General features: G+C 35.9%; 17 protein-coding genes and 2 pseudogenes. 17 read left to right on the top strand and 2 right to left on the bottom strand.

What is annotated here, in order from left to right:
• Positions 1 to 9 precede the first annotated feature (9 nt).
• From NMU03_RS00740 to NMU03_RS00660, 16 genes and pseudogenes are all read left to right on the top strand, one after another.
• Entirely contained in the window at positions 10 to 210 is a 201-nt protein-coding gene (locus NMU03_RS00740) for a hypothetical protein (protein ID WP_290140456.1), read from the top strand.
• A 147-nt stretch (positions 211 to 357) separates the two neighbouring features.
• Positions 358 to 948 (top strand): phage scaffolding protein, encoded by a 591-nt coding sequence (locus tag NMU03_RS00735; protein WP_087935565.1) that lies wholly within the window; start codon positions 358 to 360, stop codon positions 946 to 948.
• 17 nt (positions 949 to 965) lie between these two features.
• Positions 966 to 2,069, top strand: a complete 1,104-nt coding sequence (locus NMU03_RS00730) for a major capsid protein (protein WP_290140454.1) — start codon at positions 966 to 968, stop codon at positions 2,067 to 2,069.
• A 1-nt stretch (position 2,070) separates the two neighbouring features.
• The gene (locus tag NMU03_RS00725; protein ID WP_290140452.1) at positions 2,071 to 2,460 is read left to right on the top strand and encodes a head-tail connector protein; all 390 of its coding nucleotides are present in this window, start codon (positions 2,071 to 2,073) and stop codon (positions 2,458 to 2,460) included.
• Complete coding sequence (locus tag NMU03_RS00720) at positions 2,436 to 2,798, top strand: DUF6751 family protein (RefSeq protein WP_290140450.1); 363 nt, start codon at positions 2,436 to 2,438, stop codon at positions 2,796 to 2,798. Before NMU03_RS00725 ends, NMU03_RS00720 begins: the two co-directional genes overlap by 25 nt.
• A gap of 1 nt (position 2,799) precedes the next feature.
• Entirely contained in the window at positions 2,800 to 3,237 is a 438-nt protein-coding gene (locus NMU03_RS00715) for a minor capsid protein (RefSeq protein WP_290140448.1), read from the top strand.
• Complete coding sequence (locus NMU03_RS00710; RefSeq protein ID WP_290140446.1) at positions 3,224 to 3,655, top strand: hypothetical protein; 432 nt, start codon at positions 3,224 to 3,226, stop codon at positions 3,653 to 3,655. Before NMU03_RS00715 ends, NMU03_RS00710 begins: the two co-directional genes overlap by 14 nt.
• Positions 3,655 to 4,167 carry a hypothetical protein gene (locus NMU03_RS00705; protein WP_290140445.1) on the top strand — a complete coding sequence of 171 codons (513 nt, stop codon included), beginning with the start codon at positions 3,655 to 3,657 and terminating at the stop codon, positions 4,165 to 4,167. Before NMU03_RS00710 ends, NMU03_RS00705 begins: the two co-directional genes overlap by 1 nt.
• A 58-nt stretch (positions 4,168 to 4,225) precedes the next feature.
• Positions 4,226 to 4,594, top strand: coding sequence for a DUF6673 family protein (locus tag NMU03_RS00700; RefSeq protein WP_353956725.1), 369 nt, complete (start codon positions 4,226 to 4,228; stop codon positions 4,592 to 4,594).
• Positions 4,591 to 5,162: pseudogene (locus NMU03_RS17440) on the top strand (Gp15 family bacteriophage protein). Before NMU03_RS00700 ends, NMU03_RS17440 begins: the two are co-directional and overlap by 4 nt.
• A gap of 11 nt (positions 5,163 to 5,173) precedes the next feature.
• Positions 5,174 to 5,326: a hypothetical protein gene (locus NMU03_RS00685; protein ID WP_290140437.1), complete on the top strand. Its 153-nt coding sequence runs from the start codon at positions 5,174 to 5,176 to the stop codon at positions 5,324 to 5,326.
• A gap of 42 nt (positions 5,327 to 5,368) precedes the next feature.
• A complete protein-coding gene (locus NMU03_RS00680; RefSeq protein ID WP_290140436.1) occupies positions 5,369 to 7,027 on the top strand; it encodes a phage tail tape measure protein in 1,659 nt (552 codons plus the stop codon).
• Positions 7,012 to 7,719: a phage tail protein gene (locus NMU03_RS00675; protein WP_290140435.1), complete on the top strand. Its 708-nt coding sequence runs from the start codon at positions 7,012 to 7,014 to the stop codon at positions 7,717 to 7,719. Before NMU03_RS00680 ends, NMU03_RS00675 begins: the two co-directional genes overlap by 16 nt.
• A 1-nt stretch (position 7,720) precedes the next feature.
• Positions 7,721 to 8,527 (top strand): hypothetical protein, encoded by an 807-nt coding sequence (locus tag NMU03_RS00670; RefSeq protein WP_290140433.1) that lies wholly within the window; start codon positions 7,721 to 7,723, stop codon positions 8,525 to 8,527.
• The gene (locus NMU03_RS00665; protein WP_290140431.1) at positions 8,518 to 9,522 is read left to right on the top strand and encodes a Gp37-like protein; all 1,005 of its coding nucleotides are present in this window, start codon (positions 8,518 to 8,520) and stop codon (positions 9,520 to 9,522) included. The genes NMU03_RS00670 and NMU03_RS00665 overlap by 10 nt, the downstream gene beginning before the upstream one ends.
• Positions 9,523 to 10,092 carry a hypothetical protein gene (locus tag NMU03_RS00660; protein WP_290140429.1) on the top strand — a complete coding sequence of 190 codons (570 nt, stop codon included), beginning with the start codon at positions 9,523 to 9,525 and terminating at the stop codon, positions 10,090 to 10,092. It abuts the gene before it with no gap.
• 217 nt (positions 10,093 to 10,309) lie between these two features.
• On the opposite strand, the pseudogene NMU03_RS00655 reads toward NMU03_RS00660, so the two are convergent.
• Together NMU03_RS00655 and NMU03_RS00650 are read right to left on the bottom strand one after the other, a co-directional pair.
• Positions 10,310 to 11,080: pseudogene (locus NMU03_RS00655) on the bottom strand (IS3 family transposase); the annotation flags it as partial.
• A 151-nt stretch (positions 11,081 to 11,231) separates the two neighbouring features.
• Complete coding sequence (locus NMU03_RS00650) at positions 11,232 to 11,522, bottom strand: transposase (protein WP_290137672.1); 291 nt, start codon at positions 11,520 to 11,522, stop codon at positions 11,232 to 11,234.
• 102 nt (positions 11,523 to 11,624) lie between these two features.
• Between NMU03_RS00650 and NMU03_RS00645 the strand changes: the two genes are divergently transcribed.
• Positions 11,625 to 12,443, top strand: coding sequence for a hypothetical protein (locus NMU03_RS00645; RefSeq protein ID WP_290140427.1), 819 nt, complete (start codon positions 11,625 to 11,627; stop codon positions 12,441 to 12,443).
• The last annotated feature ends 14 nt before the right edge of the window (positions 12,444 to 12,457 follow it).

The raw sequence follows: 12,457 nt of genomic DNA, 5'->3' as shown, positions 1-12,457 counted from the left end.
GGAAAGACTATGGCAATAGCATTAAATGAAAGTGATTTATCGTTTATAAGAAAAAACATTGAGAATAGTGATGTATTGTTGCAGTCTGATGATCCTAATGATTTGATTGAGGCATTGCATGACTATACAGTTGATATTCTTATTGATGGAGATGTGAATGATTCTGTTAGAACAGCTGAAAAAATAATTGATAAATTGTTAAATGATTAATTTTTAAAGAGCACAGCGTAAAGCAGGTGCTTTTTATTTTGTCCTGGAGCATGACGTTTAAAAGGCTTGTGTCTCGATGGCAAGAGATATAAAACAGCCAACCTAAACCGGAGAGAACCGGATATAAAAAACACAGGAGGAAAGAAAATGGAATGGTTAAAAGAATTTTTAGGTGATGAATTGTATTCTCAGGTTGAAGCGAAGCTAAAAGGCAATGATAAAGTAAAATTGGCCAATCTAGCAAGTGGAGAATATGTTTCAAAATCGAAGTTTGATGACAAAGAAAAAGAACTTGCTACTGCAAATGATACAATTAAACAATTGAAAGAAACAGCAGAGAAGTTCGATGGTTCAGATATCGAAAAGCTAAGAGAAGAATTAAAAAACACTCAAACTAAGCATGATGCTGAAACCAGACAATTGAAAGAAGACATGAAAAAGCGTGATGCTGTGGATGCTTGGCTCGATGCGCATCCAACAAAGCATAGAGCATTGATGCGTTCACAATTTGATTATTCAAAATTGACAGTTGGTGAAGACGGGAAGATTTCTGGAATTGAAGAAATCGGTAAATCATTGACTGAAAGCTATTCTGACATGTTCGTAAGCAATGACGAAGGGGATGATACCCAATCAAATCCTAAAGATGGTGGTATTGACCATGGAAAATCACCACAAGAAAAAGATCCAGGAAAAATGAGCATGGAAGAATATAGAGCGTGGCGTGAAAAACAATAGACAAGGAGGAATAAAAAATGCCAAATCAAATTTTAACACCAGAAATTATTGCACGAGAAGCCTTGATGGTTTTACAGAATAACTTGATTATGGCCAACTTAGTGCATAGAGATTATGATTCAGAATTTGTTGCAGGAGTTGGTGATACTATTACTATTCGTAAGCCAGCTAAATTTGTGGCACATAACTTTACAGGGAACATTGTAGTTCAGGATGCGGTCGAAGGAAAAGAAAGTGTCAAATTAGACCACTTCAGAGATGTTTCATTCAAGGTGACTTCTAAGGAATTAACATTGGATATCAAGAATTTCTCAGAACAGTTCCTTCAGCCAGCGTTAATGGCAATTGCACAATCAATTGATGAGGACATTCTAAATGTCGTAGCAGGAGTCAACAATGCCGTAACAGCAACTGCCAATCCAACAAATTTAAAAGATATTGCAGACATTTCAAAGATGCTTGACATCAACAAGGCACCTATGTCTATGCGTAGACTTGTAATGAACCCAGAACACAAATATCGTTATGCATTGACGGACAATCTTTCTAAGGTATCTTATGCTGGGACAGGAGATACTTTAAGAAATGCAGAGCTTGGTAAGGTTTATTCATTAGATACTTACATGGATCAAAATGCTCCATATTCATTTGCAGCTACTCCAGGAACAATGACAGCATGTAAGGTTACAGGAAATATTGATGAAAAGAAAATACAGATTACAGGAGCAACAGCTACAACAGGAACATTGAAAATTGGTGACGGATTAATCATCGATGGACGTATGTATCGTATTACAAAAGATGCAACTGCTGCTTCAGGTGCTGCTTCTGATGTAGAAATCGACATGCCATTGCATACTCAGATTGATGAAGCGACAGATGCGTATATCGTTACAAAACATCATTCATTGGCATTCCATAGAAATGCAATTGCTCTTGTAACGAGAACATTGGAACTTCCTATGGGAAATAAGCAAGCAGCAGTGGTACAGGACAATGGACTTGGTGTCAGAGTTGTCTATGACTATGATACAAACACTAAAACAGATTATGTATCATTGGATGTTCTTTATGGAATTAAGTTATTATATCCTGAATTAGCAGTCAAATTGGTTGGCTAATATGAAAGCAGTTGATTTCAACTATTACCGAGAAGAATACTATGGTGATAGTATTCCACAGGAAGAATTTAAGAAATACGAAAAGAAGGCCAGAGCACATGTTTCTGGTCTTACTTTTGGAAAGATTGATGTCATGGACGTTGATGAGGATGAAAAAGTAAAAGACTGTATATGTGCTATCGCTGATACTATTTATAAAAATGATGCCATCCCATCAGCAAAATATGGCATATCAAGTGAATCCACTGACGGGCACTCTGTTTCATATGGTAAAGCAAAGACCAAAGAGGAATTGAATGATGAGATTTTATCTACTGTTCAGCTTTATCTAGCTGATACGGGATTGCTCTATGGAGGTGTAGACATATGCTTGACTGCAAAGAATTGGTAACGCATGTGTATAAGAAATATGATTCCACAACAAGACAAAATATTCTCGTTTCAGAAATCATTAAAAATGCGTCGTGGTTCAGAACCCAGCAGTCCAGTATAAACAATACTACTGTCGAGGCAAAAGACATTATCAAGGTTAGAATTTCACTCGAGAATGTTGAAAATATACCGGAGATAAACAAAGGTGACATCATGATTCATGGTATGGCGACTATTGAAAGCTTGAGTTATGGGCAGATAAGAGAAGAATATCCTGACAGTTTTACTGTCGCAACTGTGACATACAATTTGAACAGTCTTCCTTATTCTAGACATATTAGATGCGAAGGAAATTAGCATGGCGAAAATTGTGGTTGAAACACCTAGAGGAAAAATCATTCAGACAAAATCCGAGAATGGAACTATAGTAGCTGAATTGAAATGGAAACCGGGATTTGGTGGAGAATATTCAGCTAAGTACAATAAAGCTCAGACCTTTGTAGATAGTGAGGTTCTGAGATTATGTGATCCTCTTACTCCAATGCGAAGCAAGGCTTTGATTTTAGCTGGCACGTTAGCAACTGAGGTAGGGAGTGGACTGGTTCAGTACAATGCCCCTTATGCGAAATATCACTATTACGGTAAGTTAATGATTGGGCCTGCACCAAAGAAACTTACGGATATAGATTTGACCTATGAAGGGGCACCACAAAGAGGCGCATTCTGGTTTGAAAGGATGAAAGCGAATGATGCAAAAGTAATTCTAAAAGGAGCTGGTAAGATTGTCGGAAAATAAAACGCGTATCAAGGCCATTCGTGATTATTTCATGAAATGTCCTCATCTAAAGGACGGATGCTTGAATATAGACTATTTGAATCCGGATGAAAAAATTCAGTATTCTATCAATCCGACAGTGACATCCAATCCGATAGTGAAGAGCTATGTTGACGGTTCGACACTTCGACAATATCTCTTTAACTTTTCAAGCTCTGAGATACGTTCGCCAGATGTCATTGATCAGATAGAGGCATCAAGCTTTTATGAAAAAATTCAAGAGTGGATAGAGGAAAACAACAGCAAGAATATTTTGCCTGAATATGAAGGTATACAGAGCATTGAAGTTCTTGCACCAGGATATATGTTTAATGCTGATTACAAATCAGCGATTTATCAAATACAATGCAGAATTACATATATGAAGGAGGCTTATTAATGAGTGATGCTGTAAAAGAAGAATTAGTCAAAAGATCGAGAAAAGTAGCATTCATGGGTGTCGTTTCTGAAGATACAGAAACGTTCACAAGAATGACTAAATTTACAGATTTTTCGAAATCTTCAAATCCAACTGAGTATTCTCGACAATACGTGGATGAAGATGGAGAAGTAACAGATGTAACAGGATATTCACCAGAAATTTCATATGCATTTGATTATTATACAAACAATGTAGTTCACAGTGATATTATTGATATCACTGACAATGAAAAAACAGGTGATGATGCTGTTAGAAATATCATTATTGTTGATTTTACTAGACCTGTGGAATCTCAAGAAAATCAGTATTATGGAAAGAAAAGACCATATGCAATTATTCCAGATTCAGAAGGTGACAGTACAGATGCATATACATACAGTGGTACATTAAGAAATAAAGGTGCCTTTGAAGAAGTTAAGGTTCAAAGCTCAGATGGATGGAAGACATGTACTGTTGTTGTTTCTGCTTAACAAAATAATGAGGAAAGCTAATTAGGAGGAAAAGAGCCATGAGCCAAGAAAAAATACGATTTGGAGCATCAATGGTCTTGAATTAGAAATGGATCTAGATGATGCAGAAACGCTTGAAAAATATGAAAAAGCATTTACTGAAATGGACATTCAGGAAAAAGAATTTCCCAAAGATGGTAAAACATCTGAAATCGTAAGAAGATACTGTGATTTGTATTATCGTCTATTTGAAAATCTTTTTGGTAAAGATGATGCAGACAAGATAGTACAAAAGAAATATCATATGGGACAATGGGAAGAAGTTTATGCATCTTTTCTTAAATTTGCAAGTTTACAGATGAATGCTATCAACGCAAGAAGAAATGCTATCATTCAGCCAACTAAGAATAGAGCAGCTCGTCGTTCTAAACAGAAGGCTATGAAATGATTAATCTACTCACAGATGATCTTCCAAGAACTGTTGTTGTAGATCATAACAGCTATATGATTTATACGGATTTTCGTGATTATATAGAACTCCAGCAAATGATTATGGATGGTGTAGATGATTATGCTATCGTTAATTATATCTGTGGTCTGTATATGAATGAGAAACCTAGTGATTTAAAAAAATGCGTTCATGCTATCAATACATTCATGAAAGGTAATGTAGACGGAAGTAAGGATGGCTCCCATGATGGCTCATTCAATGGGAAGAAGGCATCAAGATTTGCATTTTCATACAAATACGATGCACCTTATATCATAGGAGCTTTTTAGAATGTTATGGCATTGATCTTATGACATGTGAATATATGCATTGGTGGAAATTCAATGCACTATTTGATTCACTAAATGAAAATACAGAGCTTAAGAAAAGAATTGCCTATAGAATGATGGATATTTCAAAAATTAAAAATAAAGAAGAAAAGAGAAGAATAAGAAGAATTCAAAAGCAGATTGCTATTCCTGTCGTAAATGTTATGAGTGATGAAGATATAGCTAATGCTTTTTAGAGGTGAGAGATATGGAAAAACCACCATACAAAAGAATCTGGTACGCTTGTCCTTATTGTGGCAAGCGTCTATTTATATATGATAATACTGCTCTTGTTAAAGGTGTGTATATCAAATGTAAAGGATGTAATAAGGAAATAAAAGTACAGATTAAAGTGCACTAAGAGAGCCGTGAGCCATGCGTCAAGAAAGTGAGGAATGAATGCATGGCAAGCAATGTTGATGGTACTTTAAAATTTGATACAAGGATTGATGAGAGGGGGTTCAATGAAGGAACCCAGAGTATAGGTAACAGTGCTAAAAAAGGCATGTCGATTGTGACTAAAGCCTTTGTAGCTGGTACAGCAGCAATCAGTGCTGGTGGACTTGCAGTCATAAAGATGGGGTCAGACTTTGAAGCACAGATGTCACGCGTCAAGGCTATTTCTGGTGCTACTCAAGAGGACTTTCAAAAGCTTAGGGATCAGGCTTTACAATTAGGAGCTGATACATCATTTTCAGCTTCACAGGCAGCTGAAGGGATGGAAAATCTAGCAGCAGCCGGTTTCAGTGTGACTGAAACTATGGAAGCTATGCCTGGTTTGTTGGATTTAGCAGCAGCATCTGGAGAAGACCTTTCTGCATCTTCAGATATTGCCGCTACTGCTATCAGAGGATTTGGGCTTGAAGCTTCAGAGGCTGCGCATGTTGCGGATGTTCTTGCAGCAAATGCAAACATGACAAACTCATCAGTTGCACAAACTGGTGAAGCGTTAAAATATATTGCTCCAGTTGCTCGAGCGGCAGGCATTTCATTAGAAGAGACATCAGCTGCTATCGGATTAATGGCCAATGCTGGTATCCAGGGTAGTCAGGCAGGTACAACATTACGTGGAGCATTGTCACGATTATCTAAACCAACAGATGATATGTGTCAGGTGATGGATCAGTTAGGATTAGAGTTCTATGATAGTGAAGGCAAGATGAAGAGTCTTCATGATCAGATCCAGATGCTTCAAAAAGCCACAAAAGGTATGACTGATGAACAGAGAAACAATACTCTTGTTACTCTTTATGGTCAGGAATCATTATCTGGTATGTTGGCACTTATCAATGAAGGTCCTGATTCATTAGATAAACTTACTAAATCATTCCAAGAATGTGATGGCATAGCCAAGGAAACGGCTGCAACAATGCAGGACAATTTCCAAGGTGCTTTCGAGCAGATGACAGGGTCATTGGAAACACTTGCTATTCGTTTATATGATAGTGTTTCTGAACCGCTTAAGAACCTTGCCAATCTCGGAACAGATGCAATCAATCAGCTCACAACTGGATTACAGACAAATGGGGTTCTTGGAATGGCAATGGCTGGAGCAAATATTGTTGGAAGTTTGATTTCATCATTTTTGACACAAGCACCGTCGCTTTTATCTCAAGGAATGACGATGGTTGCTCAGCTGTCACAGGGACTTGTTACGGGAATACCAAATCTTATTTCAAGTGCCTTGATGATGGTACAGACTTTTGCTACTAATCTAGCCAATCAGGCACCTGTAATCATACAAAAAGGATTTGAGATGCTGTCAAATCTCGTTCAGGGGATTCTGAATGCACTCCCAGTCATGATACAGCAATTGCCACAGATTATTACGACATTTGCTAATATTATCAACGATAATTTCCCGACGATACTGATGAAGGGCGCTGAATTACTGCTTCAATTCATTAAAGGGATTTTATCAGCTATACCGACTTTGATAGCAAATATTCCACAAATTATTCAGGCTATTATAAGTGTAATTTTAGCTTATAACTGGTTGAACTTAGGAAAACAGATCATTCAATTTTTGGTAATGGAATTTCGAAAATGGTGTCTTTTGTAAGTTCAAAAGCTGGAGGCATTTTTAATACAGTTGTAAACGCTCTTAAAAATCTGCCACAGACGCTGATGAATCTTGCGAAAAACATGATTTCAAAATTTGGTAAATCTATAACGAATGCAACCGGTACAGTTAAAGGCGCTGTTAAAGGTGTTTTTAATGCAGTAGTTAATGGATTAAAATCATTGCCATCCCAAATGGTTAATATCGGAAAGAATTTGATAAAAGGCCTTTGGAATGGAATCAATGACATGGTTGGATGGATCGGCAATAAGATCAAATCATTTGGTAAAGGTGTACTGGATGGAATCAAGGATTTCTTTGGTATCCATTCGCCATCTAAGGTACTTGCGGATGAAGTTGGTAAATTCATGCCGATGGGGATTGAAGTTGGATTCGCAGATCAACTTCCAAAATCTTTTGACCTGATAGATAAACAGTTGGATACAGAATTAAATGATTTGAAAGGTATAGCAATGGATTATAGTTTTTCTAAACCGGCATCAAATGTGGCAACAAACACAGTTAATGGAATGTATAGTTCAGATAGTTCTTCGGTAAAAGATAATGATAATGTTCAGATGATTAATTATACACGATTAGGAAATGAAATGGTCAATGCATTCAGCAAGGCTGGAATAACTGTTTCGTTGAACCAGAGAGAATTTGGAAGAGTCGTCAAGGAGGTGCAGTAGAATGAGCGACATATATTACATCAATACCGCCAATCAGAAAGTGGACTTCATTGAGGACCTTCCACTTACGGATATTGATGATATGTTCAGCAATACATTTACTAATGTCACTACCGATGATAGCATCACTTCCTTCAAGACAGCGATAACAAATTATACTCTTGAAGGAGATATTGATGTAAGTAAATTTGATGCAGCCTCTGACATCTTTGATTATGATGTTTACGCAAATGAAAGAGGAAGGTTCTACATTGGAGAATACTTCCTCTTTTGCAATATTATTGCTGTTGCCAATGATAATGTAAATTTGAACAGAAAGCGACTGAAGGTTAAGCTTACGATTACCACTGATTTTCCATTATGGAGAAGAGAACTGAGCTATACATTGAATCAACAGCAGATTGATGAAAAGAGTACAGGCATCAAGCTGTATGAATATAAATACCCATATGTTTATAGCAACAATCGAAGTTCATTGAGCATTAATAATGATGTTGCGACATCTTCTGATATCATCATTCGCATGTTTGGACCGGCGGTCAATCCATTCGTGAAGATAGGAGATATTATTTATCAAATCATGTCCTCAATCGACAACAGCGAATATTTTGAAATCAATACTGAAACCAAAAAGATTACAAAGGTGTCTTCATTTGGAACTGTAACAAATGCTTTCATGTATAGATCCAAGGAACGTGCCGATTTCTTTACTAAGATTCCTCCAGGTACTGTACAGGTGACATGGGATGGAATTGATACAGGTGAACTTATATTAATCGAGAAAAGGAGCAAACCGAAATGGCTATAGAATTCACTTATACAGATAAAAACTATACTGAACTCGGATATATACTGAAGGGATCTGTTGATATTGAGAATGGAAAATATGAAGTTGCAAGCAATGATTTCGAGATTACACTGAACAAACAGAACTGGGATACTCAATTCAACAAGGGATCCATATTCTTCAGCAATGATTCTGAATATGGTGGAATCATTGATTCGATGAAGGTTGAAACATCTAAGAACACCGTGATTTTAAAAGGGCCAACCTTTAGAGGACTTCTGGAGAAGGAATATATTCAGCCGCCAAATGGACAGTCCCATCTGGTACTTAACAAGGAAGCGAATACAGCTATTCAAGATCTCGTAAGCGGAAGGTTTGATGATCTCTATGTTGTTGACAATGTTGGTCTAAGTGACATAACTGTGAATTATCAAATAAGGGATTACAATTTATTGGAAGCTCTTGAAAACATGTTATATAGAGCTGACATTCCTTCAAGATTAGATATTAAGTTCTATGATGGAAAGGTACATCTTCAGGCTTTGCCTATTATAGACCTTTCTGAATTGCTTCAGGTCGATGACAGCTACGGTATATCAATGACAGTTGAAACACCTAACAGTTCGTACAATCATATCTTGTGCTTAGGAAAAGGTGAAATGACAGAAAGGCTTAGAATTAATCTCTATCTGAAGTCTGATGGAACATGGACCACTACGGAATCGGAAGCGGCATATACTGGCTTGAATCGAAACAGCTATAAATATGAAGATACAAACCAGGAAGATGCTACAGAATTGACTAACAGTGCCATAAAGAAAGTCGCCGAAGAAAATGGAACAAATAATGTTTCGATAGATTTCACATCCGACGATGCCGAACTGTTCGATATCGTTGGTGCAAAAGAAGAAATAACAGGTATTTCATTCAAGGAGCAGATTACAAAGAAGATATTAAGAGCAACACTGAATGGCAACATTCAGTCAATTAAAATCGAGTACAAGGTGGGTGATTAAATGCTAGAAGCTATTACATTGGATGGCAGCAATGTCAGTGCAGAGATAGATGCTTATCTGCATCATCTTACATGGGGATACGATGGAGTATTTAAGTATGGTAATAACTTGGATGCGGAAATTGTAACCAATAATTTAATAAAGATAAAAGATGGCTTATTAATAAATCAGGGACGTTTCATGCGTATCGTTCCAGGAAGCTATGAAGAAATTGCAATAGACAATGGTCTTACTGGTGTTAACCGTACTGATCTTATTGTTGCACATTTTGAAACGAACGGCAAAACAGAAAAATTTGACATTCGTGTCATAAAAGGTACAAATGATGCTGGAGAACCTGATTATACAACAGGAGATACTTTTACTGGAGCAACCATCAATGAATTACCATTATATGCAGTCAATATTGAAGGAATCAATATTATTTCGATAAACAAGAAATTCAAATATATTCAGTCGCAGAAAGAGACAAACGATGCATTGATTGCATTACAGGAAAGAATGCCTTTCTTTCTGCAAAACGATGCAGATAATCTTTTAGATGATTTAGATCCTAACAGAGAAGAGTAATGAAAAAGAAGGAGATACAATGGAATTATATGATAAATTAGGAAAACTAATAAGATTATTAACTTTGGATGGCTCTGTAATTGGTACAGATAAAAACTGGAATGATCTAGATGTTAATAAAGTATGTCTTGTAAGTGGGACATATAAGAAATCATTAAATGCACCAATAGATGGAAATCTAACAGGAATGTGGTACTATGTCAAGATTTCGGACAACTTAAATTGCAGAATTTGTAATAAAAGTTGTTTGATTTTTGTTAGTCACTGCTAACATATAGTTTTTCTCGTATTCGTTGGGTGACTGATACCCACAATGTGAATGAATCCTTATTGTATTGTAGAATCCCTCTATGTATTCAAATACAAGTTGATATGCTTCTTCATAATTCATTATCTTATAAAAATTCAACCACTCCCTTTTGATTAATGCATGAAATGATTCTATACAGGCATTATCCCATGGTGTTCCTTTTCTTGAGTAACTTGTTACAAATCCTTCTGTCATCTCCTGATATTTAGTTGATGTGAACTGCACGCCCCTGTCACTTTGCACCACTAATGGTTTTTCTACCTTCCTTCTTTCCTTTGCCTTTTCAATACTTTTTAGAACTTCATCTGTTTCCATCGTTTTTGTCAGCACCCATGATATGATTTTTCTTGAGTATAGGTCCATGACGCTTGTCAAATAGACAAAGCCTTCATCAACTGTTCTTATATAAGTTATATCTGTACACCAGGCACAATCAGGTCTTGATGGATTAAAATGTCTATTGAGCAGATTTTTAAGCCTTGAAGAGAAATCCTCACTTATTGTTGTTTGAACGTATGGCTTTACATATCTAGCCTTCCAGCTGTTTTCTCTCATGATGGAATAAATGTATCTTTGACTGACTTTTTCACCATTTTGATTGAGCATCTCTGTTATTTTTGGTGAGCCATATATTTCATGAGAATTTCTATAAATTTCCTCAACTTTCTTTGTAATTTTTCTCTTCTTTGTTTTGTATAGCTTGGCTTTCTATTAATGTAATCATAATAACCTGATTTGCTGACATCTAACTGTTTTAGCACACTGGAAATCGAAATTGTTGAATCTTTCTTTTTTGATTCTTTAACACTTTCGTAGATGTCCTTTTGGTTTATTTTCCCAGTATGCCAATAGCCTTTTTTAGGATTTCTAATGCATCCTTTGTATCTTTAAGTTCTTTTCTTAATTTGGCTATTTCCTTAGCTTCATCACTTGAATAATTTCCACTTCCTCTTATAATCACTTCATCATTATTTTTCTTGTAACTTTTCATCCATCCACCAATCGTCGTATCATGAATTCCAAATCTTTTTGATACACTTACATATGATTCATCTGGATGATCTAAACAGTACTGAATCACTCCTTCTCTAAAATCTTTATCATAAGTATGTTTTGCCATATGTTTCTTCCTCTCATTCTGTTTGTTTTATAATTCATATGACATTGTACCATCAATGATTTTCTCTGTCATTTACCTTGTACAGTTTTTATTCTACCATCAATGCTTATATATGCAAGTGTCCCAGGAGGAGAAAATCAAATATATATTCCAAGATTAGCAAATCAAAAAGTTTATATAAGAGGGAAAACAAGTGGAACATGGAACGATTGGATATGTGTACAAGATTATAACAACCTAATAAATAAACCGACTTCAATGCCGGCTAACGGTGGAACTTCCGATAATTCTAAAAAATTAGGAAATATAAATGCTAGTGAGTATTTGACAAAAGATACTACGGGGATTCTAAAATATCCTATTGTTAGTAATGATGGTTTGCAAGTCGACCTAACAGGGGCACGTAATGGAAGATTAGAGTATATTAATACTTATAATAATCCAGATGGTGCTACAAATTTGCCAATTGCAGAAATGGTTGTTTTAAAAACACCCTATGTTATATCTTCTACGATTGCATATGTTGTGTTGTATGAAATATATCCTGTTAGAGGAAGAATGTGGATTTGTGCTTACAATCAAAGTTGGACCAATTGGAAACTAATAGCTGGAGAATATACTTTATGGACTGGAAGTGCTCAAGAGGGCGATGATATAACATTGAGTAGAACGTATAGAGCATTTAACAAATTAGAATTGAGAACATCTAATGGCATGAGTTTTGAAATTCCAACTTATACATCTGAAACTTATGATGGGCGTGTTTATAAAGGTGGATATGATGAGGATTTTAACCTTTATGGAATAAACACTGTATTGACTACTGAAACAAATTTACATTTAGCAAAAGCTAAGTATAAATCATTAATGGATAATACAACTAAAAGTTTTAGCATAACAAGAGTTATAGGGAAGGCATAGAAGGTGATAAATTA

Source organism: Allocoprobacillus halotolerans (assembly GCF_024399475.1).
GTDB classification, from domain to species: domain Bacteria; phylum Bacillota_I; class Bacilli_A; order Erysipelotrichales; family Coprobacillaceae; genus Allocoprobacillus; species Allocoprobacillus halotolerans.
Note: the sequence above shows the minus strand (reverse complement) of the source record. Positions and strands in the feature narration are given on the sequence as shown.

Coding starts and splice junctions, on each gene's coding strand:
- NMU03_RS00740 (WP_290140456.1), top strand. CDS start 10: ATGGCAATAGCATTAAATGAAAGTGATTTATCGTTTATAAGAAAAAAC.
- NMU03_RS00735 (WP_087935565.1), top strand. CDS start 358: ATGGAATGGTTAAAAGAATTTTTAGGTGATGAATTGTATTCTCAGGTT.
- NMU03_RS00730 (WP_290140454.1), top strand. CDS start 966: ATGCCAAATCAAATTTTAACACCAGAAATTATTGCACGAGAAGCCTTG.
- NMU03_RS00725 (WP_290140452.1), top strand. CDS start 2,071: ATGAAAGCAGTTGATTTCAACTATTACCGAGAAGAATACTATGGTGAT.
- NMU03_RS00720 (WP_290140450.1), top strand. CDS start 2,436: ATGCTTGACTGCAAAGAATTGGTAACGCATGTGTATAAGAAATATGAT.
- NMU03_RS00715 (WP_290140448.1), top strand. CDS start 2,800: ATGGCGAAAATTGTGGTTGAAACACCTAGAGGAAAAATCATTCAGACA.
- NMU03_RS00705 (WP_290140445.1), top strand. CDS start 3,655: ATGAGTGATGCTGTAAAAGAAGAATTAGTCAAAAGATCGAGAAAAGTA.
- NMU03_RS00685 (WP_290140437.1), top strand. CDS start 5,174: ATGGAAAAACCACCATACAAAAGAATCTGGTACGCTTGTCCTTATTGT.
- NMU03_RS00680 (WP_290140436.1), top strand. CDS start 5,369: ATGGCAAGCAATGTTGATGGTACTTTAAAATTTGATACAAGGATTGAT.
- NMU03_RS00675 (WP_290140435.1), top strand. CDS start 7,012: ATGGTGTCTTTTGTAAGTTCAAAAGCTGGAGGCATTTTTAATACAGTT.
- NMU03_RS00670 (WP_290140433.1), top strand. CDS start 7,721: ATGAGCGACATATATTACATCAATACCGCCAATCAGAAAGTGGACTTC.
- NMU03_RS00665 (WP_290140431.1), top strand. CDS start 8,518: ATGGCTATAGAATTCACTTATACAGATAAAAACTATACTGAACTCGGA.
- NMU03_RS00660 (WP_290140429.1), top strand. CDS start 9,523: ATGCTAGAAGCTATTACATTGGATGGCAGCAATGTCAGTGCAGAGATA.
- NMU03_RS00650 (WP_290137672.1), bottom strand. CDS start 11,522: ATGGCAAAACATACTTATGATAAAGATTTTAGAGAAGGAGTGATTCAG.
- NMU03_RS00645 (WP_290140427.1), top strand. CDS start 11,625: ATGCTTATATATGCAAGTGTCCCAGGAGGAGAAAATCAAATATATATT.